Source organism: Laedolimicola sp., assembly GCF_051972735.1.
Classification (GTDB): Bacteria; Bacillota; Clostridia; order Lachnospirales; family Lachnospiraceae; genus Laedolimicola; species Laedolimicola intestinihominis.
This window is the reverse complement of sequence record NZ_JBOKYU010000035.1, coordinates 1-26,361: the sequence shown is the minus strand read 5'-3', so window position 1 is coordinate 26,361 and position 26,361 is coordinate 1. Positions and strand designations below refer to the sequence as shown.

The window sequence follows — 26,361 nt, the reverse complement described above, 5'->3', positions numbered from 1 at the left end:
GACCAGACGGAAATGGAAAAGCGGCGGAATCGGAGCTGTCGGCTGACGAGCTGCAGGTCACTTTCTTCGATGTGGGCAAGAGCGACGCGATTCTGGTGGAACAGTCCGGCTACCGGATGCTCATTGATACAAGCTTCGACGACCAGGCGGATGTGCTGCTGGATTATTTTGCGGAGCGCGGCATCGATACCCTGGATTACCTGATTATCACCCATTTTGACAAGGATCATGTGGGCGGTGCGGACAAGATCCTGGACGCTATGCACGTAAAGAGGGTGCTGGAGCCGGATTATACGGTGGAGAAAAAGCAGTTCCGGGAGTATCGGGAGGCGCTTGTCCGTAATAGGATCACAGCCATGCGCATCACTGATGTGGAACGCCGCAGCCTGGGCAAGGCGTCCTTTATCATCTATCCGCCGGAAGAGAAGGATTATGATGGAAATGACAACGACCTGTCGCTGGTGCTCAGTCTGCGCTATGGCACCCAGAGCTTTCTCTTCACCGGAGACAGCGAGCAGGAGCGCCTGACCGAGCTGATGGAGCGGACGGATCTGAACCTGCATCATACAGTTCTGAAGATGCCCCATCATGGCATCAAGGAAAAGAACACGATTGCCTTTCTGGAAGCGGTAAGGCCGGTTGCCGCAGTGGTCACCTGCAGAAATGAATGGTGGATCTCCGGCAAGATAAAGCGGACCCTGAACTGGCTGGGCACCGACGTCTATCTGACCAGCAATGGAAATGTGGTCTGTCTTACGGATGGGAATCATGTGGAATTTAAGCAAGGATGATTTTTGATAGTTGGGCTTGAAAAATGGGCGGGATACGCTTACAATGGTAAATAGCGTATCTGCGCCTATTTTGTATCATGGAGCTTGTACAGATACAGATATTTAACGAGGAGGAAATTGAAATGAGCAAAATTGATGAAATTCGTGCCGAGATGGTAAAGGCCATGAAGAACAAGGACAAAGACAGAAAAGAAACCCTGTCCATGCTGCTTGCCGCACTGAAGAATAAAGCCATTGACAAGCGTGCGGACCTGACTCCGGAGGAAGAGTTCGAGGTGGTAAAGAAGGAGATCAAGCAGACTAAGGAGACCATGGATCTGGCTCCCGCAGACCGCACCGATATCATTGACCAGTGTAAGGCCCGTCTGGCTGTTCTTTCCGAGTTCGCACCGGAGGAAATGAGCGAGGACGCTATCCGTGCCGTGATCCGGGAGGTTATTGCGGGTCTTGGTATCGAGAACCCCACCGGCAGGGACAAGGGCAAGATCATGAAGGAGCTGATGCCGAAGGTAAAGGGCAAGGCAGACGGTTCTCTGGTCAATAAGTTAGTGGGTGAGCTGCTTGCGTAAGGTGAAGTTTTTGACACTCTGCGTCCTGGCAGCGATGGGGCTTTCGGCCTGTGGAAAAAAGGACGCGGAGGTTTCCGTGCCGCATGTGGAGGTTGTAGAACAGCCGAAGATCAGCCAGACAGAAGAAGAAAAGGAGGCTGAATTAGGCCTTGAGACCGCGCCGGGAACCGTGCTGGGACAGGAAGAAGTAACGGTGATGGAAGGCGAGGAGCCGAAGACAGTTCTGTATACAAGAGTCCGGGGCATCGGGGATTTCTCCCTGGCTTACGACGCGGAAACCTTTTCGGTGGAAGCATCAGCTGACAGCCTGACCTTTCAGGCGCTGGAGGAGGGCGTTCCGGCCTTTGTCCGGGTGGAACGCTCCGATGCGGCTTCCACCGAGGATGCTGCAGACCAGGTGGTACTGGAAAGTGATGAGGAGTGTACCGTGGAGGATGTGACCGTGGGCGAGGGGGAATACCCGGCTGTATGGGTCAGCTATGCGGAAGGGACGGCGGACACGGAGCGTACCTGCGACGTTTATATTTTCCGCTATAATGATATCCTGTATACGGTCCAGATGGACTGCACGGTAGGAGATTATGAAAAAATCGGGCAGGCGGAGCAGATGATTCTGTCCACCCTGCGCTTTGACGAAGGATAAGATAAGATGAACAAGACACAGATTCAGCATTCACTGCTGTTGCTTCTGACAGCAGTGATCTGGGGAACCGCTTTTGTGGCGCAGAGCGTCGGCATGGATTATGTGGGTCCCTTTACCTTTTTATGTGCCCGCTCCTTTATCGGCGGGGCGGCACTTCTGCCGGTGATCGCCTTTATGGACCGTCAGAAGAGTGAGGAAGCGCGGCTGGAGGAGAAGAAGCCGGAGAATCGGAAGGTCCTGATAAGGGGCGGTATTCTCTGCGGCCTGGCCCTCTGCTTTGCCAGCGCCTTTCAGCAGTACGGTATCCTGTTTACGACCGTGGGAAAGGCCGGTTTTATCACGGCCTGCTACATCGTGCTGGTGCCCATTGCGGGGATATTTTTTGGAAAGCGCTGCGGGATCAATGTGTGGATTGGCGTAATTCTGGCCGTGGGCGGTCTTTACTGCCTCTGTATTACGGAGACCCTGCGGATTGGAACCGGAGATATTCTGGTGTTTATCTGCGCGTTTCTGTTTGCAACGCATATTCTGATCATTGATCATTTTACGCCCTATGTGGACGGCGTGAAAATGTCCTGCATTCAGTTCTTTGTCTGCGGCATCGTGGCAGGTATCGGAATGCTGGTGCTGGAGCAGCCGGATATCTCAGATATCCTGATGGCGTGGCAGTCCATTCTCTATGCGGGACTTCTGTCCAGCGGCGTGGGCTACACCCTGCAGATCGTGGGCCAGAAGGGTCTGAACCCGACGGTGGCCTCCCTGATTATGAGCCTGGAGTCAGTGGTATCTGTGCTGGCGGGACTTTTGATTTTGCATCAGACCCTGAGCGGTCGCGAGGCGCTTGGATGCGTACTGATGTTCGCGGCAATTGTGCTGGCGCAGCTGCCCCGGCGGGAAAAGGTATCTTAGTCGGCGTGCAATGTAAAGCTTTTGTTAATTGTGCTGCAATATTCTTGCAGTGTGAGAAATAATAAATATAATGAAAGAGAATGATTTATGAAAATTTTATTTGTATCCCTTGGCTGTGATAAAAATCTTGTGGATTCTGAGGTGATGATTGGTCTTCTGGGTAAAAAAGGCTTTTCCTTCACCGACGATGAGACAGAGGCAGATGTAATTGTCATCAATACCTGCTGCTTTATCAATGACGCCAAGGAAGAAAGCATCAACACGATTCTGGAGATGGCGGAGTACCGCAAATCCGGCAGCTGTAAGGCCCTGATTGTGGCCGGCTGTCTGGCTCAGCGTTACAAGCAGGAAATCGTAGACGAGATTCCGGAGGTAGACGCGGTTCTGGGAACCACCACCTACGACGCCATCGTGGAAACCGTAGAGAAGGTGCTGGAGGGTCAGAAGGAGCTTCATTTTGAGGACATTGACCGTCTGGTACCGGAACAGGAGGGTGCAAGAGCCCTGACCACCGGCGGCCACTATGCTTACCTGAAGATTGCAGAGGGCTGCGATAAGCACTGTACCTACTGCATCATCCCGAAGGTGCGCGGCAACTACCGCAGCGTTCCCATGGAGCAGCTTTTAAAGGAGGCACGGGAGCTGGCGGAGGGCGGCGTCAAAGAACTGATTCTGGTGGCCCAGGAGACGACTCTTTACGGAAAAGATATTTACGGCGAGAAGAAGCTGCCGGAGCTTTTAAAGAAGCTGGCTGAAATTGGCGGCATTCAGTGGATTCGTGTGCTGTACTGTTATCCGGAGGAGATTACGGAAGAACTGATTCAGGTTATGAGGGATGAGCCAAAGATCTGTCATTATCTGGATCTTCCCATTCAGCATGCGTCCGACCGGATTCTGAAGCGTATGGGAAGAAGAACTACCCGGGCAGATTTGCGTCATATCATTGGACGGCTCAGGGAAGAGATCCCGGATATCTGTCTGCGTACTACGTTGATTACCGGATTCCCGGGAGAGACCCGGGAAGACCATGAGGAGCTGATGCGTTTCGTGGATGACTGCGAGTTTGACCGGTTAGGCGTCTTTACCTATTCTCCGGAGGAGGATACCCCGGCGGCAGGCATGCCCGATCAGATTCCGGAGGAAGTGAAGGAGGATCGGAGAGCCGAGCTTATGGAGCTGCAGCAGGAGATTGCCTTTGACAAGGCGGACGCCATGACAGACCGGATTCTGGAGGTTATGGTAGAGGGCCAGGTGGCTGATGAGAACGCTTATGTGTGCCGTACCTATAAGGATGCGCCGGGTGTAGACGGTTATCTGTTCCTGAATACGGACGAGACCCTGATGAGCGGCGATTTTGCGAAGGTGCGCGTTACCGGAGCCGTAGATTATGATTTGATAGGAGAATTAGCAGAATGAATTTACCCAATAAATTAACCACACTTCGTGTATTGATGATCCCGTTTTTTGTTGTATTTATGTTGACCGATCTGGGCGGCGCTTATTCCAAGTACATTGCAGTCGGAATTTTTATCGTGGCAAGTCTGACTGACCTTCTGGACGGTAAGATTGCGAGAAAGTATAACCTGGTCACCAATTTCGGAAAATTCATGGATCCGCTGGCAGATAAGCTTTTAGTCTGCTCGGCCATGATTTGTCTGGTGGAAATGAACCGACTGGCAGCCTGGATGGTCATTGTAATTATTTCAAGAGAGTTCATTATCAGCGGTTTCCGTCTGATTGCATCGGATAATGGAGTTGTTATCGCAGCAAGCTACTGGGGAAAGTTTAAGACGACCTTCCAGATGCTGATGATCATTCTCCTGATTCTCGATCTGGGAGGGGTATTTACCACCATCGAGACCATTATTACCTGGATTGCGCTGATTCTGACCGTTGTGTCACTGATTGATTATCTGGCAAAGAACAAAGGAATACTTCTGGAAGGAGATATTTAAAATGGGAGAGCAGCAGAAGAAGACACTTGCAGAGGAAGTAGTAGAGCTTTTAAAAATGGATGAGCTGACCGTGACCACGGCAGAGTCCTGTACGGGAGGCCTGGTGGCTGCGCGTCTGGTGGATGTGCCGGGCGTATCCGAGGTATTTAAGCAGGGCTTCATCACCTATTCCAATAAGGCAAAGAGAAAGCTTCTGAATGTAAAGAAGACAACTCTGAAGGAATTTGGGGCAGTCAGCGAAAAAACCGCCCGGGAAATGGCCAAGGGCGCTATTCTGGCAAGTGGCGCGGACGCTGCAATCGCTACGACTGGTATCGCAGGGCCGGACGGCGGAACGGAAGAGAAGCCGGTGGGCCTTGTATATATCGGCGTATCTGTACGGGGACAGATGTATGTGGAAGAGCACCATTTTGAAGGCGATCGGAGCGAAGTACGGGAGAGTACCGTGCAGGCTGCTCTGGTGCTTCTGAAAAAAGGACTTGAGGAGACAGACGGAAATGACCAAGACCATTAAAATTAAATATTTTACCGATAAAATCGAGAAGCTGGCTTACATCGGCGGCAAATCCGACTGGGTGGATCTAAGAAGCGCAGAGGATGTGACTTTGAAAAAGGGAGAATTTAAGCTGATTCCCTTAGGGATTGCCATGGAGCTTCCAAAAGGCTACGAGGCCCATGTGGTACCCCGCAGCAGCACCTATAAAAATTTCGGCGTGATTCAGACGAATCATATGGGTGTCATTGACGAGACCTACTGCGGTGACAACGACCAGTGGTTTATGCCGGTCCTCGCCATGCGGGATACAAGGATTCACGTCAATGACCGGATCTGTCAGTTCCGGATTATGGAGCATCAGCCGGAGCTGGTATTTGAGGAGACAGAAATCCTCGGTCATGCGGACCGGGGCGGACACGGAAGTACAGGAAAGGCGTAGAGATTATGCAGATTGTCACATTTGCGTCCATTGAGATCGGCTCTTACGAAGTGGGGATGAAGATTCTGGAGCTGTCTCAGAAGAATGGCATGAAGGAAATCGACGATATCCGTTACGGACTGGAGCTGGGCAAGGACGCCTATAACCAGAAGGAGATCAGCAATGAGATGCTGGAGGAGCTGTGCGAGGTGCTGGAGGATTTTACCCGCATCATGAAGGAATATCAGGTAGACGACTACCGGGCCTGCGCCACCAGTGCCATTCGCGAGACGCGGAACTGCCTTCTGATTCTTGATAAGATTCGTGTACGGACGGGTCTTGAGGTGGAGGTCTTAAGCAATTCCGAGCACCGGTTTCTGGGCTACAAATCCATTGCGTCCAATGAGGAATCCTTTCAGAAAATCATTCAGAAGGGAACCGCCATTGTCGATGTGGGCGGTGGCAGCATCCAGATTTCCCTGTTCGATAAGGACGCCCTTGTGTCTACTCAGAATCTGCGTCTCGGAACCATGCGTATCCGGGAGCGCCTGGCGGAGGTGGAGAACCGCACCACCCATTTCGGAGAGATCATTGAGGAAATGATCAACAACGAGTTGAAAAGCTATAAGCGGTTATATCTGAAGGAACATGAAATTAAGCATATGATTCTGGTAGGCGATTATATCAATCAGCTGGTAGACAGGGGCGGTAAGGCGAAGAGTGTATCCTTTACCCGCGAGGAATATCTGAATCTGTACGAAAAGATTCTTGCGGACGGTTCCCGGGAGAAAGCCATGGAGCGACTGGGCGGTATGGCTGAGAACATGTCTCTGGTACTGCCGGCGCTTATTATTTACCGGAAGCTGATTGAAGAGACCGGAGCAGAATTCATCTGGGTACCGGGCCTGAATATCCGGGACGGTCTGGCTTACGATTACGCGGAGCGCAAACGGATCTTTAAGCCCAGCCATAATTTTGAAAACGATATCATCGAGGCAGCCAAGAACATTGCCAAGCGCTATCAGAGTAATAAAACCCATCTTCAGGGAACGGAATATCTGGCTCTCACCATCTTCGACAAAATGAAGCGGATTCACGGTATGGAGAAGAGAGAGCGCCTGCTTTTGCAGATTGCGGTCTGGCTTCATGACTGTGGTAAATACATCAGTATGACCCATACGGCGGAATGCTCCTACCAGATCGTTATGTCCACGGAGATTATCGGTCTGTCCCATCGGGAACGGGAGATTATTGCCAACGCTATCCGGTTCGATACGGAGGAGTTTGTATCCTTCGAGGAATTTTCCATGGGCAGCAGCCTGGATCGCAACGATTATCTGCTGACGGCGAAGCTGAGTGCCATTCTTCGTGTGGCTAATTCCATGGATCGCAGCCATAAGCAGAAGTTTAAGAATGTCCGCGTTACTTTAAAGGAGCGGGAGCTCTTGGTGGTGGTGGATACGGTAGAGGACATCACATTGGAGCAGGGACTCTTCTCCCACAAAGCGGATTTCTTTGAGACTATTTTCAGTATAAAGCCCGTTATCCGGCAGAAAAGGCAGGTATAAGAGAGCATGGATAAGAAAGAATTTACCAGACATGAGTACTACAGAAACCGGGAGCTGTCCTGGCTGGCGTTCAATGAGCGTGTGCTCAGCGAGGCGCGAGACAAAACGATTCCATTGTTTGAACGGCTGAAATTTTTAAGCATTACCGCGTCCAATCTGGATGAGTTCTTTATGATTCGTGTGGCTTCCCTGAAAGATATGGTTCATGCGGGCTATACCAAGAAGGATATTGCTGGTATGACGCCGGAGGAGCAGATCGAGGAGATTACGAAGGAGGTAAGAGGGCTGGTGGCTCTCCAGTATTCCACTTATTCCCGCTCTCTTTTGCCGGCGCTTAAGCAGAATGGTCTCCATGTAATTCAGGAGCATGAGGCCCTGACCAAAGAGGAAGCTCGCTATGTGGATCGCTATTTTCGGGACAATGTCTATCCGGTGCTGACTCCCATGGCGGTGGATTCTTCCAGACCTTTCCCGCTGATTCGCAATAAGACCCTGAATATCGGTGCGCTGCTTCAGAAAAAGGGCGAGAAGAACGCCGAACTGGAGTTCGCCACGGTGCAGGTTCCGTCGGTGCTGCCCCGTATTGTGCGTCTGCCTGACAGTGAGGACGGCATAAAAAATGTGATTCTACTGGAAGAAATTATCGAGCGGAATATGCAGCAGTTGTTCCTGAAGTATGATATCGTCAGCGCCTCTCCCTATCGTGTTATGCGAAATGCTGACCTGACCATCGACGAGGACGAGGCGGCGGATCTGCTGAAGGAAATTCAGAAGCAGTTGAAAAAGCGTCAGTGGGGCGAGGCGATTCGCCTGGAGGTGGAAGAGAAAATTGATAAGCGTCTTTTGAAGATTCTGTCAAAGGAGCTGGATATCAAAGAGCAGGCCCTGTATAAAATCAACGGACCGCTGGATCTGACCTTCCTGATGAAGATGTATGGCATGGAGGGCTTTGATAATTTAAAGCTTCCGAAGCATGTGCCTGCACCGGTGAAGGAGCTGCCCGCGGACTGTAATATTTTTGATGAGATCAGAAAGGGCGATATCCTTCTGCATCATCCGTACCAGACCTTTGATCCGGTGGTGAAGTTTGTAAAGGACGCGGCCAACGATCCGAAGGTACTGGCTATCAAGCAGACACTGTACCGTGTCAGCGGTAATTCTCCGATCATCGCAGCTCTGGCCCAGGCGGCAGAGAACGGCAAGCAGGTTTCGGTTCTGGTGGAGCTGAAGGCCCGTTTCGATGAGGAGAACAATATCATCTGGGCGAAGATGCTGGAGAAGGCGGGCGCTCATGTAATCTATGGTCTGGTGGGTCTGAAAACCCACAGTAAGATCACCCTGGTGGTACGAAGAGAAGAGGACGGCATCCGCCGTTATGTTCATCTGGGTACCGGTAACTACAACGATTCTACGGCAAAGCTGTATACCGATATCGGACTTCTGACCTGCTCCGCGCCCATTGGAGAGGATGCTACGGCAGTTTTCAATATGCTTTCCGGTTATTCGGAGCCGGAGGGCTGGAATAAGCTGTCACTGGCGCCGCTGTGGCTGAAGGATCGGTTTCTGAGTCTGATTGGACGGGAAACCGAGCATGCCAGAAACGGAGGAGAAGGACGGATTATCGCGAAAATGAATTCCCTCTGTGACCGGGATGTGATCATGGCGCTTTACGAAGCGTCCGCAGCAGGCGTACAGATTGACTTGGTTGTCCGGGGTATCTGTTGTCTGAAGGTGGGGATTCCCGGTATCAGCGAGAATATCCGCGTGCGTTCCATTGTGGGCAACTTCTTGGAGCATAGCCGAATTTTCTATTTCTACAACAATGGTCAGGAGGAGGTCTTCTGCGCCAGCGCCGACTGGATGCCGCGAAATCTGGAGAAACGTGTGGAAATCATGTTCCCCATTGAGCGGGAGGAACTGAAGGAGGAGGTCATTCACATCCTGGATATCGAGTTAAAAGATAATGTGAAGGCTCATGTGCTGCAGCCCGACGATACCTATGAAAAGATCAACCGCCGTGGCAAAGCGCCTTTGAGCTCGCAGGATTACTTTGCGGAAGAGGCAAAGGAGAAGGCCGGGGTCGATGAACATGCGGTGAACCGCCGGGTGTTCATTCCGGAGGAACCGGTGGAGTAGGAAGCGTATTCCTGAGAACGCAGAGAACAGTAACGGAAGCGGATTTCCCGGATAAAATTAAGAATAAAAAAGGACGAGAGGAGCGTATAACATGAAAAAACTGACAGCACTTACAATGACGCTTGTGATGGCCGTATCTCTGGCAGCCTGTGGCGGGAAAGCGCAGAGTGTAACTTATACAATGGAGCAGGACAACGAAGGTCTGAAGATGACCGACACCATGACACTGAACGCCAAAGGCGACAAAGTTCAGAAGATGGAGGAGACCATCGCGCTGGACATGACAGGCTTTGACGACGATACTCAGACCCTGATGACGGAAGCCTATGATTCTCTGGTGGAATCCTATCAGGCCGTAGATGGCGTGGAATGCACCGGAAGCGCGGCGGACGGTGTGTATACCATTGCTATCACCATTGATACCACAGGCGATGCGGTATCTAAGCTCGCTGAGCAGGGATTGCTTCAGGTAGATGGCGGTACAAACGGCATTTCTCTGGAAAAGACAGGAGAAGCACTGGAAGCAGGCGGCTATACAAAGGCAGAATAAAACAGGATGACGCAGAAGCTCCGGCGGGACTGAAAAGAACAGTTCTGCCGGAGCTTTTTCATGTAACAGGAAATTCCTATGGAATCCCCTGTTACATGAAAAATATTATCGCATAAAATTTGCGAAGTATATTTTATCTCATTCCGTGAAACAGCTTAAGCAAGCATGAATTTCTGAATAATTTCCGCAATTCCGGAATGATTGTTGTCGTGCTCGGTAATGTAGACGCCGTAAGCGTACATCTCCGGACGGGCATTCTTCATGACACAGGGGGTCTTAACCGCCTGCAGCATGGTGATGTCATTTTCCGCGTCGCCTGCGGCCAGGGTATTGTCGAGAGGCACATTCAGGTAGTTGCAGAGCCAGCGGATGCCGCTGCCCTTATTGATGCCCTCGGGAAGAAATTCCAGATATATGTCGCAGGAGAAGAACATATCAATGTGGTGTTCCTTGCTCCAGGACTCCATGTGCTCACGGAATTTCTCAAGGTTAGCGCGGTCATGCAGGTCGATGAACAGCATCTTGATGGGATCCCGGGTAATGACCTTGGTTACGTCATCCAGAACCTCATAGTTTACCATGGTAGATTTGGCATAGTACTGAATCTCCGGGTCTTCACGCTCGCAGAGAACGCCGTGATCGGAATAGGTCTGGGGATGCAGGCCGAACTTGTAAGCCTCGTCGAAGGCTTCCCGGATACAATTCTTATCCACGCCGGTCTGGAAGATGATTTTCTTCGTATGGGCGTCATAAATCAACGCGCCGTTGGAAGTGATGGCATAGCAGCCGGGCTTGTCCATGTGCAGCTTCTCTAGCTGAAAGATGGTGCTGTACAATGGGCGGCCCGTGGTGACTACTACGGCGTGACCTGCTTCGGTAGCCTTCTGAATGGCCGCCAGATTCTCTGGGGTAATATTCTTGTTGTCGTCCAACAGGGTTCCGTCCAGATCCACAAATAAAATTTTCTTTTCCATGATCAAAACTCCTCATATAAATCTCTGGTACCAGAAAGATTATAGCACGAAAACATCTGGCATAAAAGCATAGTTTTGGAAAATAGAGGGATACTATATGTAGAAAAATGCCTGACCGCGCGGAAATGCTTTGTGCCATATGCTGTGGGTGGCAGCAATACGGAGGTACTAACATGAGTGAAAAACTGTCTGTCAGATTAAAAGAAAATACATCCCGTCTGGACGACATCCTGAACCTGGATATCAATTTCGATATCATCCGGAAAGGCATCCGGACCGGTGGCCGGGACGCCTGCATCTACTTTATCGACGGCTTCCTGGAAGAATCCGTTATGGAAAAGCTACTGGAATTTTTTTACAAGTTAAAACCAGAGGAACTGCCCATGACTGCGCAGCAGATGGCCGATCATGTGGTTCCCTATGTGGAAGTTTCCGCCATGGAGGAACTGGACGAGATTCTGAAAAACCTGCTGTCCGGCGTCACCTGTCTCTTCATTGACGGTTATGACGCCTGTATCGGCCTGGACTGTCGTTCTTATCCCATGCGGAGCGTGGACGAGCCATCCAAGGACAAGGCCCTCCGGGGGTCAAAAGACGGCTTTGTGGAAACCCTGGTCTTCAACACAGCCCTGATTCGAAGACGAATCCGGAGCCCTCATCTGTCCATGGAAATGATGACGGCGGGAAAAACATCCGAAACGGACATCGTTCTCTGCTATATGTCCGAGCGGGTGGACCGGCGGCTCTTACGGGAGCTGAAAGGAAGAATCAGCGCGATCCGGGTAGATGCCCTGACCATGAACCAGGAGAGTCTGGCCGAGTGCATCTACGAGCGGAAATGGTATAACCCATTTCCAAAATTCAAATTCACCGAGCGCCCGGACTCAGCCTCAGCGGCTATCCTGGAGGGAAATATCGTGATCCTGGTAGACAATTCGCCTCAGGCCATGATTATTCCCACATCGATCTTTGATATCATTGAGGAGGCGGACGATTATTACTTTCCCCCGGTGACGGGCTCCTATCTTCGGCTGTCCCGCTTTCTTATTGCCATTATTACCCTGCTTCTGACGCCGACCTTTCTGCTCCTGTATCAGAACCCGGGCTGGATTCCGGACTGGCTGGCTTTTATCGTCATCAAGGACACGGTCCACGTGCCGGTGGTCTGGCAATTTCTGATGCTGGAGCTGGCCATCGACGGCCTGCGGCTGGCCGCCATCAATACGCCCAGTATGCTGAGCACGCCCCTAAGCGTGGTGGCCGGCATCGTTCTGGGTCAGTTTACGGTGGATTCCGGTTGGTTCAACGCGGAAATCATGATGTATATGGCCTTTGTAGCCATCGCCAACTATACCCAGTCCAGCTATGAACTGGGTTACGCCCTGAAATTCATGCGGCTGATTTTACTGATATTGACTTCGACATTCAATCTCTGGGGCTTTATCGCCGGATTAATCCTGACCGCAGCTGCTATCGTCGGCAATAAGACCGTGGCCGGAAAAAGTTATATCTATCCGCTGTTCCCGTTGAATCTGACACAGTTGAAAAAACGGTTCCTGCGGTTGCGGCTGAAGGAGTAGAAAGAGGAAGAATGTGAAGAAAAAGCACTGCTTTGGTAAAAATCAAGGCAGTGCTTTTTGTTACGAAGTATCCGTAAGGAGCTGCCGGTGGCAGATTCTGTAGGTGACGGTTCACAAAAAAGCCCGGGTATGTTATGATACTGACAGAACACCGGGGAGGATAGAGTATGAGTCGATATTTTCCACTGTTTGTGGATCTGGAACAGAAAAAAATCGTTGTGGTGGGCGCAGGTCGTATTGCGGAGCGGCGGATTCAGACGCTGCTTTCCTTTGAAGCTCAAATTACCGTCATTGCGCCGGAGGCGTCCGTGAAAATCCGGAAGCTTGCAAAAGAAGGCCGGCTTCATTGGCAGCAGGAACGCTGGAGTCCGGAAGCGGAGAGCTTTCTGGATGGAAGCCTGTTTGTATTGGCGGCGGTGGATGACGGGGCGGTCAACAAAGCGGTCTTTCGCGCCTGTCGGGCGCGCGGCATTCCGGTCAATTGTTCCGACGATCGGACACGCTGCGATTTTTATTTTCCGGGCATCGCGGAAGGCGGCGGCGTCACCGCAGGCGTTACGGCGGGCGGGACGGATCACCGGCTGGCCAGGGAAGCCACTGAACGCATTCGGAAGTGTCTGGCAGAAATATGAAAAAGATGATCTATTTTTGAGAGAATATGGTATACTGCTAGGAGAGAAAAAGATACCGAAAAGAGGAGTTGAGATTATGGATATGAACATCAGACCGCGCCGCCTTCGGAACGGCGTCAACTTACGGAAAATGGTGCGGGAGACCAGGATGGACAAGAGTTCCCTGATTTACCCGATGTTTGTAAAAGAAGGAACCGGAATCAAAGAGGAGATTCCTACCATGCCGGGTCAGTACCGTTACAGTATCGACCAGCTTCCCTACGCACTGGAGGAACTTGTGAAAACGGGCGTGGGCAGCGTCATGTTTTTTGGTATTCCCGATCACAAGGATGCTTGCGGAAGCGGCGCTTACGATGAAAATGGCATCGTGCAGAAGGCGTTCCGGGAAGCGAAGAAGCAGTTCCCGGATTTGTACTGCATTGGCGACGTCTGCATGTGCGAGTACACATCCCATGGCCACTGCGGTATTCTCCATGGCGAATATGTAGATAATGATAAGACTCTGGACTATCTGGCGAAGATTGCCCTGTCCCAGGTGCAGGCCGGTGCGGATATGGTAGCGCCTTCTGATATGATGGATGGCCGTGTGGCAGCCATCCGCTCTATCCTGGACAGCAGTGGCTATGTGGAAACACCGATTATGTCCTACGCGGTGAAGTACGCATCTGCGTTTTACGGACCTTTCCGCGACGCGGCAGGCAGTGCTCCGGCCTTTGGCGACCGTAAGTCCTATCAGATGGATTACCACAACCGCCGGGAGGGCGTCAAAGAGGCCCTTCTTGACGTGGAAGAGGGAGCGGATATCATCATGGTAAAACCGGCCATGAGCTATCTGGACGTCATTGCCGAGGTGAAGGAAAATATCGTTCTTCCGGTGGCAGCCTACAGCGTCAGCGGCGAGTACGCCATGATCAAGGCGGGCGCGTCTCTCGGCTATATCGATGAGGCTTCCATCATCTGCGAGACCGCGGCCAGCGCGTACCGGGCAGGCGTAGACCTGTACCTGACCTATTTCGCGAAAGAGATCGCTGGCTTTATGGACGAAGGGAGAATTGGCTAATGAACAAATCAGAAATGCTTTTTGCAGAAGCAGTAGAACATATCCCCGGCGGCGTAAACTCGCCGGTGCGGGCTTTTGGCTCTGTCGGTGAGACGCCCCGGTTTATCGCGTCGGCAAAGGGCGCGTATATGACAGACACAGACGGTCAGACCTATCTGGACTTTGTAGGATCCTGGGGTCCTATGATCCTGGGTCACAATCATCCGAAGGTATTGGCGGATGTGCTGGAGGCCTGCCGGGAGGGCTTGAGCTTCGGTGCGGCCACCGAGCGGGAGGTGGAGATGGCAGAGCTGATCTGCAGCATCGTTCCTTCTATAGAAATGGTTCGTATGGTAAACTCCGGTACCGAGGCTGTTATGAGTGCTATCCGCGCGGCCAGAGGTTTCACCGGCCGCAATAAGATTATTAAATTCGCGGGCTGCTATCACGGCCACAGCGACGCCATGCTGGTAAAGGCAGGATCCGGCGTCATGACCGCGGGAATTCCGGACAGTGCGGGTGTTCCGGCAGGCTGTACCCAGGATACACTGACGGCAGTATACAACGATCTGGACAGCGTACAGGCCATTTTCGACCAGTTCAAGGGCGAGGTAGCGGCAGTCATCGTAGAGCCGGTGGCGGCCAATATGGGCGTGGTGCTTCCGAAGAAGGGCTTCCTTCAGGGGCTTCGCAGACTCTGTAATGAGAACGGAAGCCTGCTCATTTTCGATGAAGTTATTACAGGCTTCCGCCTGAGCCTCTCCGGTGCCCAGGGGTATTTTGACATTGAGCCGGATCTGACCACCTTTGGTAAGATCATCGGCGGCGGTATGCCGGTGGGCGCTTACGGCGGCAGAAAAGACGTGATGAAGCTTATCGCTCCCAGCGGCCCGGTTTACCAGGCGGGAACCTTAAGCGGCAACCCGGTGGCCATGGCGGCCGGACTGGCTCAGTTAAAGCTTTTACAGGAGACGCCGGAATTCTACGAGGAACTGAACCATAAGGCGGATGTATTCTTTGAGGGTATGCAGGAGGCAGTGCGTGAGGCAGGCAAGCCCTGGGTGGTGAACCATATCGGCTCTCTGGGAAGTATCTTCTTTACCGACGGCCCGGTGACTAATTATGCGGAGGCAAAGACCTCGGATACGGCAAAATTCGGGGAGTATTTCTCTTATATGATACAGAACGGCATTTATCTGGCGCCGTCCCAGTTTGAGGCTATGTTCCTGTCCGCAGCCATGACAGAGGACGAACTGGAGAAGACACTGGATATTTTCAAGGCGTACCTTGGTCAGCGCTAAGCAGAAGGAGGACATACTATGGATAAGAAAAAATACGTAGCTTATGTGGGAACTTATACCCATGGCAACAGTGTGGGGATTCATCTTTTTGATCTGGACGTGGAAAATGGTACCATGAAGGAGCGCAAGGTTATCCCGATTAACAATCCTTCTTATATCAAAATGTCCCACAACGGAAAATTCCTGTATTCCATCGCCGACGAGGGCGTGAGATCCTTTACGGTGCAGCCGGACGGGGATCTGGTTCCGTTAAATTGCGCCAGCATCGAAGGCATGCGCGGCTGTTATCTGTCCACTGATAAGGATGACAGATACCTGTTCGTGGCAGGCTGGCATGACGGCAAGGTGACAGTCATGCGTCTCAATGAGGACGGTACAGTGGGAGAAATGACTGACGAGGTATTCCATAAGGGTCTGGGCAGCGTGGCCGAGCGGAATTTCCGCCCCCATGTAAACTGCGTGAACCTGACGCCGGACGGAAAGTATCTCTGCGCGGTGGATCTGGGAACCGACCAGATCAAAATCTATAAATTTGATCACCGGACCGGTAAAATCGAGCTTCTGGATCTGCTGTTCTGTGAGCTGGAGTCTGCGCCCCGGATTCTCAAATTCAGCAGAAGCGGAAAATTTGCCTATGTGATCAGTGAACTGAAGAATTATATTACGGTTTACAGGTACGACGGAAGCGGAAAGAACCCGGTATTTGAGGAGATTCAGAAGGTTTCCACGCTGAATGATTACCATTCCGCCACCAGCGCGGCCTGCGCCCTGCGGTTCTCCAGAGATGATACGAAGCTCCTGTGCACCAATGCCGGGGACAATACGGCAGGTCTTTTCCATGTGGATACAGAGACCGGACTGCTGGAGAAAATCTGTATTCTGCCGATTAGCGGGGATTACCCGAAGGCCATTGATTTCTTCCCGGATAATAAGCACATCATGTCGCTGAACCATGAGAGCAATACCATCACCACCTTTGAGGTGCATTATGACAAAAACTATTTTACGGCCAAGGGAAAACCGATCTCCATTGAGACGCCCAACTGTGTTCTGGTGGCTGAGATCGAAGGGTAGTGGGGATGGATAAACTGCTACAATTTGCAGACCCCACGCGCATACGTGTGGGCTCCTGCTTTGCAGGAGGATACAGGAGAAAAATTTCTGCCCTTACATGCGAGCATGACGTGCAGAAGTTTTTCTCCTGTATCGTCTGCAAATCGTAGCCTTGTACCCTTAAAAGTACAAATTATTTCCTGTCAGGGCTTGCAAAATATGGCGAAAGCACCTAAAATGGAGATAGAATTATGGTGTACATTGTGAAATGTACTGTGAGCCGGCGAAGGGCAGCTTTTGTCGGCTCATAGAACTGTAATAAATTATTTACAAGAAAAGGAGAATGTATCATGAAATTTGTTGTTGAAACCTCAGCACGTCACGTACATGTAACACAGGAGGATCTGGAGACTCTGTTCGGTAAGGGCCATGAGCTGACCAAGAAGAAGGATCTGTCCCAGCCGGGTCAGTTTGCCTGCGAAGAGAAGGTAACCATCGTAGGAAGCAAGAAAGAGATGAAGGCTTCCATCCTGGGACCGGTTCGTCCGGAGACACAGGTAGAGCTGTCCCTGACAGACGCGCGTTCCATCGGCGTAGACGCTCCGATCCGCGAGTCCGGCGATGTTGCAGGCAGCGGCGCATGTAAGCTGGTAGGACCGGCAGGCGAGGTTGAGCTGAAGGAAGGCGTAATCGCAGCAAAGCGTCATATCCATGCAACTCCGGAAGATGCTGAAAAGCTCGGCGTAAAGGATAAGGATGTTGTATCCGTAAAGATTGATACCGAGGGCAGAAGTCTGGTATTCGGCGATGTAGTTGTTCGTGTAAGCCCGAAGTACGCTCTGGCTATGCACATCGATACCGACGAGTCCAACGCAGCAGCTTGCGGACGCGAAGTATTTGGTGAGATCGTAAAATAATCGCGAAGGCAATGAGCAGTGCGTCAGATGGCGAAAACTCAGATGTCATGCCTGCATGAGCAGATGAGCTTTAGACAGATGACATAGGGCGAAGCCCGCGCACGAGTGAGTTTGCTCATGAGTGCCACTGCGAAGTAAATATGAATTAAGGAGAATACATAGCTATGAAAATCTTAGTAATCAACTGCGGAAGCTCCTCTCTGAAATATCAGCTGATCGATATGGAGAATGAGTCCGTAATGGCAAAGGGTCTCTGCGAGAGAATCGGAATCGAAGGTTCCAAGCTGACACATAAGGCAAACGGCAAGGAAATGGTAATCGAGCAGGCTATGCCGGCACATACCGAAGCAATCAAGCTGGTTATGCAGGCACTGGTAGATCCGGAGTACGGTGTAATCAAGGATACCAAGGAGATCTCTGCAGTCGGACACCGCGTTCTGCACGGCGGAAAGGTTTACAGCGATTCTATCGTAGTTGACGAGGACGTAAAGCGCGTAATCCGCGAGTGCTTCGACCTTGGACCGCTGCATAACCCGGCGAACCTGATGGGTATCGAGGCATGCGAGGCAGCTATGCCCGGAACTCCGAACGTAGCAGTATGGGATACCGGATTCGGTATGAAGATGCCGGAGAAGGCATACCTCTATGCAATCCCCTATGAGTACTATGATAAATACAGCATCCGTCGTTACGGCTTCCATGGCACCAGCCATCTGTTCGTATCCGGCGAGGTTCTGAAGTTCGCTGAGCTTGACCCGGAAAAGGGCAAGGTTATCGTATGTCATCTGGGCAACGGAGCAAGTATCTCCGCATCCATCGGCGGCAAGTGTGTAGATACCTCCATGGGTCTTACCCCACTTGAGGGTCTGATTATGGGTACCAGAAGCGGCGATGTGGATCCGGCTGTTATCCAGTTCATCTGCAACAAAGAGGGCAAGGACGTCAATGAGGTTCTGAATATTCTGAACAAGAAGTCCGGTATCCTTGGCATGAGCGACGGCATCTCCAGCGATTTCCGTGATGTAGGAAAGGCAGCAGAGGAAGGCAACCATCATGCACAGGTAGCTCTGGATGCATTCATCTACCGTGTAGCGAAGTACATCGGCGCGTACACAGCAGCCATGAACGGCGTAGACGCTATCGCATTTACAGCAGGCGTAGGCGAGAACGATATCGAGAGCCGTAAGAAGATCTGTGAGTACCTGGGATATCTGGGCGTAGAGATCGACGACGAGGCAAATAACTGCCGCGGTAAGGTGCAGATGATCTCCACTCCGAACTCCAAGGTTAAGGTAATGATTTACCCGACCAACGAGGAGCTGGCTATCGCCCGTGAGACACAGCGTCTGGTAAAATAATTTATTAGAAATAATTTTCCGTTGTAAGTGAAAATTACTTGACAAACCACTGCTGGGTAGTTATAATAGCCTAGTGTGCATTAGGAGAGAACTATGCTGATCAATTTGACAGATGTTTTGTCCTGTGAGGAAAAAGTGGTTAAGAGGACAGTGGAGACGGAGCTTCGGTCTTTTGACATAAGCCTGGGAAGCTTTCCCCTGACGGAGGAACGACCGCTTACACTGGTGCTTACGAATCTCGGCAATGATAAATTGCTGATTGAGGGTGAGTTCGCGGTGAAGGCGCAGATTCCCTGTGACCGCTGTCTGACGGAAGTGGACGTGCCGATTGAAGTTTCTTTTTCAAAGGAAGTGGATATGAAGCAGTCTGCGGAAGGAAGAATCGACGATCTGGACGAAACCGATTTTATCAATGGATACAACCTGGACACAGACAAACTGGTGTATGGAGAGCTTCTGGTCAACTGGCCCATGAAGACCCTCTGCAAGCCGGACTGCAAAGGTATTTGCAGAAAATGCGGGAAGAACCTGAATGAAGGTCCCTGCGGCTGTGATACGGTGGAGTTGGATCCGAGAATGGCGGTTATAGCCGAAATTTTTAAAAACAGTAAGTAAATCAGAGGAGGTGTAACCTATGTCTATTTGTCCTAAGAATAAATCTTCCAAAGGTAGAAGAGATAAGAGAAGAGCAAACTGGAAAATGAGTGCAATGAATCTTGTAAAGTGCAGCAAATGCGGCGCCCTGATGATGCCTCATCGTGTTTGCAAGTCCTGCGGATCTTACAATAAAAAAGAGATCATCGCTCAGGATTAATTCTGACGAAAAGAGATGGAGCAGTAGAGCCGTAAGACTTTACTGCTCTGTTTTTCTGAAAGACAGAAAATCGAACAAATAGTTTTAAAAATGTATTTGTAAAAATACAAGAAAAAGTGAAAAAGTGCTTGCATTTCTCCGAAAACTATTATATACTAAACAAGTCGCAAGCGCGAAAGAAAAAATGGTCGATTGGTCAAGCGGTTAAGACGTCGCCCTCTCACGGCGAAAACAGGGGTTCGATTCCCCTATCGACTGCTAGAAAACCCTTGAATTTCAAGGGTTTTTTTGTGTCTTAAAACCAAAATGTGAGAGTTACATGCTATTGTGTGGCGGTTCGATGTGAATTTCGCATAGTACCTGCATAGGAACGGTTCCTTGCAGAGAAACTAAGGGCATGAAACGAAGATATGAAGTCCTTATCATACTATTTATCATTGTGCTGACCATATCGCTGGCCAGAGGCCGTGGACTTACAGAGACGAATTTTTCAGTTCTGGGTAATCGAGGCAGCAGGCGGATATGTTTCCTGCTGTGGGCTGCGCTGGTGGGAAGTTATCTGTATTTATATATAGAAGAAACAGCGGAGCTGGCAAAATGCGCAGACAGGACGCAGGAATGGCTGACAGGCCTGGCGCTGGCAGTATTTCTGTGTGGAATTGGTCTGCCCTATCGCACGAGACTGGTTCCCCTTATGGCGCGTATCCACGTATATCTGTCCGTGGGCGGAACCATTCTATATCTGTTCTGCATCAGGCGTCTCCTTATTCTGCTGGAACGACAATACGGGACAGGGTTTCGCATAGAAAAGTGGATTGCGATATCTATGACAGCCGTAGGAGTCTTTCTGTACATTTATGTCGGTATTATTTCCAGTCTGCTGGAAATCTACGTAACCCTGGGAAGCTGCATCTACCTGTACAGACTCAGACGAAAAATAGAAAAATGGGTTTGTAAAAGCAAAACGAGTATGTTATACTATTAAAGTTGAAAACAGAACATTTGTACGGGACGTCCCGTGACTATAAAATCAGGAGTGAACAACATGGCAAATCAAACAACCTACGACGCAGGCAGCATCTCCGTTCTGGAAGGACTGGAGGCGGTACGTAAAAGGCCCGGCATGTATATTGGCAGCGTGTCCCGCAAGGGCCTGAACCATCTGATCTATGAGATTGTGGACAATTCCGTGGACGAACATCTGGCGGGCTTCTGTTCGAAAATCAGTGTATATCTGGAGAAGGACGGATCCTGTACTGTGACGGACAATGGCCGTGGTATTCCCGTGGACATGCACGCCAAGGGCGTATCCGCGGAGCGTCTGGTATTCACGACTCTGCACGCAGGAGGCAAATTCGACGATTCTGTATACAAGACCAGCGGCGGTCTCCACGGTGTGGGTTCCTCTGTTGTCAATGCCCTTTCTACATACCTGGATATCGAAATCAGCAGGGACGGCTGCGTACATCACGATCATTACGAGCGGGGTATCCCCACCATTGAACTGGAGGAAGGCCTGCTTCCGAAGCTTCGCCGCACCCGCGAGACCGGAACGAAGATTAATTTTCTGCCGGATCCGGAGATCTTCGAGAAGACCCGTTTTCAGGCGGAGGAGGTCAAGAGCCGTCTCCACGAGACTGCTTATCTGAACCCGGAGCTGACGATTATCTTCGAAGATCGCAGAGGCGACGAGGTCGAGCATGTGGAGTACCATGAGGAAAATGGCATCATCGGCTTCGTGGAGGACCTGAATAAGAACAAGGAGACCGTTCACGAGGTTGTTTATTTCAAGGGCGAGTCCGAGGGCATTGTAGTTGAGGGTGCGTTCCAGTATGTGAATGAGTTTCATGAGAACGTCCTGGGTTTCTGTAACAATATTTACAATGCTGAGGGCGGCACTCACCTGACCGGCTTCAAGACCATCTTTACCACGGTCATCAATAATTACGCCAGGGAGCTTGGCATCCTGAAGGAGAAGGACGCGAACTTCACCGGCGCGGATGTGCGAAACGGTATGACTGCGGTCATTTCCATCAAGCATCCGGCTCCCCGTTTCGAGGGCCAGACCAAGACCAAGCTGGATAACCAGGACGCTTCCAAGGCCACAGCAAAGGTCACCGGAGACGAGATTGTCCGCTATTTCGACCGCAACCTGGAGACCTTAAAGAGCGTTATCGGCTGTGCGGAAAAGGCGGCGAAGATCCGTAAGACCGAGGAACGTGCCAAGACCAATCTCCTGACCAAGCAGAAATATTCCTTCGATTCCAACGGCAAGCTGGCCAACTGTGAGAGCCGGGACGCTTCCAGATGCGAGATTTTCATCGTGGAGGGAGATTCCGCAGGCGGTTCTGCCAAGACAGCCCGCGACCGGAATTTTCAGGCCATCCTGCCGATACGAGGCAAGATCCTGAACGTGGAAAAGGCCAGTATCGACAAGGTTCTGGCCAACGCTGAGATTAAAACCATGATCAACGCCTTTGGCTGCGGTTTTTCCGAAGGCTACGGCAATGACTTCGATATTACAAAGCTGCGCTACGATAAGATCATTATCATGGCCGATGCGGATGTGGATGGAGCGCACATTTCCACGCTGCTATTGACCCTGTTTTACCGGTTCATGCCCGAACTGATTTACGAGGGCCATGTCTATATCGCCATGCCGCCTCTCTACAAGGCCATGCCGGCCAAGGGTCAGGAAGAGTACCTGTACGATGATAAGGCCCTGGAGCAGTACCGGAAGCGCCATAAGGGCAGTTTTACCCTGCAGCGCTACAAAGGTCTGGGAGAGATGGACGCGGAGCAGCTCTGGGAGACGACCCTGAACCCGGCGACCCGTATCTTAAAGCGCATTGAGATCGAGGACGCCCGTATGGCCTCCAGCGTCACGGAGATGCTGATGGGAACGGAAGTACCGCCCAGACGGGCATTTATCTACGAGCACGCCCGCGACGCGGAGTTGGACATATAAAGGGAGGAAGCTATGGAAGAACAGATTATACGCACAGAATATTCAGACCTCATGCAGAAATCCTACATCGACTATGCCATGAGCGTCATCATTGCAAGGGCTTTACCGGATGTGCGGGACGGCTTAAAGCCGGTACAGCGCAGAACCCTTTATGATATGTACGAGCTTGGTATCCGCTATGACCGCCCGTATCGAAAATGCGCCCGTATCGTCGGCGATACCATGGGTAAATACCACCCCCACGGCGACAGCTCCATCTACGATGCCCTGGTGGTCATGTCCCAGGATTTTAAAAAGGGCATGCCCCTGGTGGACGGACACGGCAATTTTGGCTCCATCGAGGGCGACGGCGCCGCCGCCATGCGATACACCGAGGCACGCCTTCAGAAAGTAACCCAGGAGACCTTCCTGGCGGATCTGGATAAAGATGTGGTGGATTTTGTTCCGAATTTCGATGAGACGGAGAAGGAACCCAGCGTCCTGCCTGTCCGTCTGCCGAACCTTCTGGTGAACGGATCTGACGGTATTGCAGTCGGTATGGCCACCAGCATTCCGCCCCACAACCTTGGCGAGGTTATCGACGCAGCCAAGGCCTATCTGAAAAACCCGGAGATCAGCACCGAGAAGCTGCTGGAGCTGATGCCGGGACCGGATTTTCCCACAGGCGGCATCATCGTCAACAAGGACGAGCTTCCGGCTATCTACGAGAGCGGAACCGGAAAGATTAAGATCCGCGGCCGTGTACAAGTGGAGAAGCTGAAGGGCGGTAAGGAGCAGCTGGTTATCACGGAGATTCCCTACCCGATGATCGGCGCGAATATCGCCAAATTCCTGAATGATGTCGCAGGTCTCGTGGAGAGCAAGAAAGCTCCGGAGATCACTGATATCTCCAACCAGTCTTCCAAAGAGGGCATCCGTATCGTCCTGGAGCTGAAAAAGGGTGCGGATACCGAAAACCTGAAAAATATGCTTTACAAGAAGACACGTCTGGAGGACACCTTCGGCGTCAACATGCTTGCAGTCGCCGACGGCAAGCCGGAGACCTTAAGTCTGCGCCAGATCCTGGAGCATTATATCGAATTTCAGTACGAACTGACCACCCGGAAATACCGCACCTTGCTGGCAAAAGAGCAGGAGAAGCGGGAGATTCAGGAAGGCCTTATCAAAGCCTGTGAGGTCATCGATCTGATCATTGAGATCCTGCGGGGCAGCAAGAATATCAAGGACGCCAAAGCCTGTCTGACTGCAGGCATCACCGACGGCATTCGCTTCAAGTCCGAGGCTTCTAAGAAACGTGCCGCAAAGCTTCATTTCACCGAGCGTCAGGCCCAGGCTATCCTGGAAATGCGTCTGTACCGCCTGATTGGTCTGGAGATTCAGGCTCTGATGGAGGAGAATCAGAAAACGTTGAAGAATATCGCGGAGTATGAGGATATTCTGGAAAATCATTCCAGCATGACCCGCGTCATTCTGAAAGATATGGACGCCATCAAAAAAGCCTATGCCCGTCCCAGACGGACAGCCGTGGAGAATGCGGAGGCTATTGTGTTCGAAGAGAAGAAGATCGAGGAAATGCCGGTTATGTTCCTGATGGATCGCTTCGGCTACGCTAAGACCATCGACATGTCCGTTTACGATCGCAATAAGGAAGCGGCAGACAGTGAAAATAAATATGTATTTTCCTGCATGAATACGGGAAAAATATGTATATTCACAGACACCGGAAAGCAGCACACCGTGAAGGTACAGGATCTGCCCTTCGGAAAATTCCGGGACAAGGGCGTGCCCATCGACAACTTCGGCAATTTCTCCAGCACCGAGGAGCAGATTGTCGGCATTGGCAGTATGGAAGTCCTGAAGCATCAGAAGCTGTTGTTTGGCACCCGTCTGGGTATGTTGAAAATTGTGGACGGCAGCGAATTTGAGACAAAAATGAAGACCATGGCGGCTACGAAGCTGAACGAGGGAGACGAGCTTCTTAAGGCCATTGTCACAGACGGAACCGGGCAGGTGGTGCTGCAGAGCCGGGACGGATATTTCCTGCGCTTCGATATCTCCGAGATACCGGAGAAGAAAAAGGGCGCGGTCGGAGTCCGGGGGATGCGTCTCGCAGAAAAGGACGCGCTGGAAGCGATTCATCTGTACCATGCAGGACAGGAAGAAAGTATAGAATATAAGGAAAAACAGCTTGTATTAAATAAATTAAAAGCCGGAAGCCGGGATACGAAGGGAGTAAAGGTCCGGGTGTAGGGCAAAACGCAAGGGTCGGACAGGATAAGCTGTCGATACCTGCACGAGGAGGAATTGTTATGAAGATTCTGGTTACGCTGCCTCTGAACGAGAGACAAAAGGAACGGTTGGAAATGAATTTCCGTCATCTGGAATTTTGTTACTGTCCACAGAAAGACGTGACAGAGAAGGTCATCCGGGACGCGGAGGTCATCCTGGGAAATGTGGATCCCGCACTTTTGAAGTATGCGGAGGAACTGAAATGGCTGCAGCTCAATAACGCCGGAACCGAAGGCTTCTGCGACGGCGCGTTGCCGAAGGACGCGGTGCTGACCAACGCCACCGGCGCTTACGGCCTGGCTATCTCTGAGCATATGATCGGCGTGCTCTTTGAACTTCAGAAAAAGCTGAATCTCTACGCCCGGAACCAGCGGGAGCATGTCTGGAGGAGCGAAGGCCACGTCCATGTGATTCAGGGAAGCCGAGTGCTGGTCATCGGTATGGGCGATATAGGAACCATGTTTGCCCGGAAGATGAAGGCACTGGGCTGCCGTACCGTGGGAATCAAGCGGCGCGAAGGCCGGAAGCCTGAGGGCGTGGATGATCTCTACACCCTGGAGCGTCTGGAGCGGGAGCTTCCGAAAGCGGATATCGTAGCCATGAGCCTGCCGGGTAACCAGGATACCTATCATATGATGAACGCGGAGCGCCTGGCGCTGATGAAGGAAAACGCAGTTCTCATGAACGTAGGCCGTGGTATCACCGTAGACACCGACGCCCTGGTGAAAGCACTGCAGGAGAAGCGCATTGCCGGAGCCTGTCTGGACGTGACCGATCCGGAGCCCCTGCCCGCCGAACATCCCCTCTGGGATATGGAAAATGTCATCCTGACGCCCCATATCTCCGGCGGCTACGCATTGCCGGAGACCCTGGAGCAGATTCTGACCATCTGTATCGAAAACCTGGAATGCTATATGGTACAGAGACCGCTCCGCAACCTGATTGACATGAAAACAGGGTACTGCGAGTAAGTACAGTGGCTTGGACGAGATTCATCGGAAAGTGCATGTTGAGACGGTCTGTTTGTTGTTAAGAAAAGATAAATAAGTGCTGAAAAGCGGCGTATTTCCGGGCTTTTTCGGAGGTTTGGATTTGAAGTCTGACTTCTGAAAAAGCTCGGTTTTCATATATGGAAACATATCTACTGCAAAATGTATGTCAGGTTGTAACCTCGGATTAGATGTCACGATTTGAGACAGTAGATTAGATGTCAGGCATTTTGGGACGATTTTTGTAAAACGAAAAGGGCTGACAACCAATCCGGCAACTCGACCATTTGGAGAGGGTGCAGGCAGTGGAATAGATGTGAAGGGAAATTCGGTAAGTCGGAATTTTGGAGGTTATTATGGCTTTTGATTTTAAGAAAGAATTTAAAGAATTTTATATGCCTAAGAATAAACC

At 51.3% G+C, this 26,361-nt stretch carries 25 protein-coding genes and 1 tRNA gene; 25 read left to right on the top strand and 1 reads right to left on the bottom strand.

Translation table 11 applies throughout. The annotated features are described in order from the left end of the window. From ACTRC3_RS08920 to ACTRC3_RS08870, 11 genes are all read left to right on the top strand, one after another. The coding region (locus ACTRC3_RS08920; protein ID WP_440322808.1) for a ComEC/Rec2 family competence protein at positions 1-791 on the top strand (791 nt) is incomplete at its 5' end. A 122-nt stretch (positions 792-913) separates the two neighbouring features. Beyond that, positions 914-1,360 carry a GatB/YqeY domain-containing protein gene (locus ACTRC3_RS08915; RefSeq protein ID WP_349164652.1) on the top strand — a complete coding sequence of 149 codons (447 nt, stop codon included), beginning with the start codon at positions 914-916 and terminating at the stop codon, positions 1,358-1,360. Continuing rightward, complete coding sequence (locus ACTRC3_RS08910) at positions 1,353-2,003, top strand: hypothetical protein (protein ID WP_440322807.1); 651 nt, start codon at positions 1,353-1,355, stop codon at positions 2,001-2,003. The genes ACTRC3_RS08915 and ACTRC3_RS08910 overlap by 8 nt, the downstream gene beginning before the upstream one ends. Positions 2,004-2,009: 6 nt before the next feature. Next, positions 2,010-2,912, top strand: coding sequence for a DMT family transporter (locus ACTRC3_RS08905; RefSeq protein WP_440322806.1), 903 nt, complete (start codon positions 2,010-2,012; stop codon positions 2,910-2,912). A gap of 87 nt (positions 2,913-2,999) precedes the next feature. After that, positions 3,000-4,328, top strand: a complete 1,329-nt coding sequence (gene rimO, locus ACTRC3_RS08900) for a 30S ribosomal protein S12 methylthiotransferase RimO (protein WP_440322805.1) — start codon at positions 3,000-3,002, stop codon at positions 4,326-4,328. Further along, the gene (gene pgsA / locus ACTRC3_RS08895) at positions 4,325-4,867 is read left to right on the top strand and encodes a CDP-diacylglycerol--glycerol-3-phosphate 3-phosphatidyltransferase (RefSeq protein ID WP_440322804.1); all 543 of its coding nucleotides are present in this window, start codon (positions 4,325-4,327) and stop codon (positions 4,865-4,867) included. Before rimO ends, pgsA begins: the two co-directional genes overlap by 4 nt. 1 nt (position 4,868) lies before the next feature. Continuing rightward, positions 4,869-5,381 (top strand): CinA family protein, encoded by a 513-nt coding sequence (locus tag ACTRC3_RS08890; RefSeq protein WP_440322803.1) that lies wholly within the window; start codon positions 4,869-4,871, stop codon positions 5,379-5,381. Beyond that, the gene (locus ACTRC3_RS08885) at positions 5,365-5,802 is read left to right on the top strand and encodes a dUTP diphosphatase (RefSeq protein WP_349164646.1); all 438 of its coding nucleotides are present in this window, start codon (positions 5,365-5,367) and stop codon (positions 5,800-5,802) included. Before ACTRC3_RS08890 ends, ACTRC3_RS08885 begins: the two co-directional genes overlap by 17 nt. Positions 5,803-5,807: 5 nt before the next feature. After that, positions 5,808-7,349, top strand: a complete 1,542-nt coding sequence (locus tag ACTRC3_RS08880; RefSeq protein WP_178038401.1) for a Ppx/GppA phosphatase family protein — start codon at positions 5,808-5,810, stop codon at positions 7,347-7,349. 6 nt (positions 7,350-7,355) lie between these two features. Then, complete coding sequence (locus tag ACTRC3_RS08875; RefSeq protein ID WP_440322802.1) at positions 7,356-9,485, top strand: RNA degradosome polyphosphate kinase; 2,130 nt, start codon at positions 7,356-7,358, stop codon at positions 9,483-9,485. A 91-nt stretch (positions 9,486-9,576) separates the two neighbouring features. Further along, on the top strand, positions 9,577-10,035 hold the full coding sequence (locus tag ACTRC3_RS08870) for a DUF1307 domain-containing protein (RefSeq protein ID WP_349164644.1): 459 nt from the start codon (positions 9,577-9,579) through the stop codon (positions 10,033-10,035). Between the two features lie 155 nt (positions 10,036-10,190). Here ACTRC3_RS08870 and ACTRC3_RS08865 read toward each other — a convergent pair whose 3' ends face one another. Next, positions 10,191-11,009, bottom strand: a complete 819-nt coding sequence (locus tag ACTRC3_RS08865; protein WP_178038404.1) for a Cof-type HAD-IIB family hydrolase — start codon at positions 11,007-11,009, stop codon at positions 10,191-10,193. Between the two features lie 173 nt (positions 11,010-11,182). Here ACTRC3_RS08865 and ACTRC3_RS08860 point away from each other — a divergent pair, with 173 nt between their 5' ends. The 14 genes from ACTRC3_RS08860 to ACTRC3_RS08795 all read left to right on the top strand — a co-directional run bounded on the left by ACTRC3_RS08860 (position 11,183) and on the right by ACTRC3_RS08795 (position 25,931). After that, positions 11,183-12,589, top strand: a complete 1,407-nt coding sequence (locus tag ACTRC3_RS08860) for a spore germination protein (RefSeq protein ID WP_349164643.1) — start codon at positions 11,183-11,185, stop codon at positions 12,587-12,589. Between the two features lie 167 nt (positions 12,590-12,756). Next, on the top strand, positions 12,757-13,221 hold the full coding sequence (locus ACTRC3_RS08855) for a precorrin-2 dehydrogenase/sirohydrochlorin ferrochelatase family protein (protein ID WP_349164642.1): 465 nt from the start codon (positions 12,757-12,759) through the stop codon (positions 13,219-13,221). A 76-nt stretch (positions 13,222-13,297) separates the two neighbouring features. After that, positions 13,298-14,281 carry a porphobilinogen synthase gene (hemB, locus tag ACTRC3_RS08850; RefSeq protein ID WP_440322801.1) on the top strand — a complete coding sequence of 328 codons (984 nt, stop codon included), beginning with the start codon at positions 13,298-13,300 and terminating at the stop codon, positions 14,279-14,281. Then, positions 14,281-15,561: a glutamate-1-semialdehyde 2,1-aminomutase gene (gene hemL / locus ACTRC3_RS08845; protein WP_178038408.1), complete on the top strand. Its 1,281-nt coding sequence runs from the start codon at positions 14,281-14,283 to the stop codon at positions 15,559-15,561. The genes hemB and hemL overlap by 1 nt, the downstream gene beginning before the upstream one ends. A gap of 18 nt (positions 15,562-15,579) precedes the next feature. Then, on the top strand, positions 15,580-16,635 hold the full coding sequence (locus tag ACTRC3_RS08840; protein WP_440322800.1) for a lactonase family protein: 1,056 nt from the start codon (positions 15,580-15,582) through the stop codon (positions 16,633-16,635). Positions 16,636-16,964: 329 nt separating this feature from the next. Next, positions 16,965-17,531: a phosphate propanoyltransferase gene (locus ACTRC3_RS08835; RefSeq protein ID WP_349164638.1), complete on the top strand. Its 567-nt coding sequence runs from the start codon at positions 16,965-16,967 to the stop codon at positions 17,529-17,531. Between the two features lie 164 nt (positions 17,532-17,695). Further along, the gene (locus tag ACTRC3_RS08830) at positions 17,696-18,889 is read left to right on the top strand and encodes an acetate/propionate family kinase (protein ID WP_178038411.1); all 1,194 of its coding nucleotides are present in this window, start codon (positions 17,696-17,698) and stop codon (positions 18,887-18,889) included. A 93-nt stretch (positions 18,890-18,982) separates the two neighbouring features. Further along, complete coding sequence (locus tag ACTRC3_RS08825; RefSeq protein WP_178038412.1) at positions 18,983-19,504, top strand: YceD family protein; 522 nt, start codon at positions 18,983-18,985, stop codon at positions 19,502-19,504. 19 nt (positions 19,505-19,523) lie between these two features. Further along, positions 19,524-19,703, top strand: coding sequence for a 50S ribosomal protein L32 (gene rpmF / locus ACTRC3_RS08820; RefSeq protein WP_158364437.1), 180 nt, complete (start codon positions 19,524-19,526; stop codon positions 19,701-19,703). 186 nt (positions 19,704-19,889) lie between these two features. Next, positions 19,890-19,961 (top strand) — tRNA-Glu (locus ACTRC3_RS08815). A 139-nt stretch (positions 19,962-20,100) separates the two neighbouring features. Next, positions 20,101-20,688 carry a hypothetical protein gene (locus ACTRC3_RS08810; RefSeq protein WP_440322799.1) on the top strand — a complete coding sequence of 196 codons (588 nt, stop codon included), beginning with the start codon at positions 20,101-20,103 and terminating at the stop codon, positions 20,686-20,688. 60 nt (positions 20,689-20,748) lie between these two features. Then, positions 20,749-22,671, top strand: coding sequence for a DNA gyrase subunit B (locus ACTRC3_RS08805; RefSeq protein WP_178038414.1), 1,923 nt, complete (start codon positions 20,749-20,751; stop codon positions 22,669-22,671). Between the two features lie 12 nt (positions 22,672-22,683). Further along, a complete protein-coding gene (locus tag ACTRC3_RS08800; RefSeq protein WP_440322798.1) occupies positions 22,684-24,921 on the top strand; it encodes a DNA gyrase/topoisomerase IV subunit A in 2,238 nt (745 codons plus the stop codon). A gap of 59 nt (positions 24,922-24,980) precedes the next feature. Then, positions 24,981-25,931: a D-2-hydroxyacid dehydrogenase gene (locus tag ACTRC3_RS08795; protein WP_440322797.1), complete on the top strand. Its 951-nt coding sequence runs from the start codon at positions 24,981-24,983 to the stop codon at positions 25,929-25,931. The last annotated feature ends 430 nt before the right edge of the window (positions 25,932-26,361 follow it).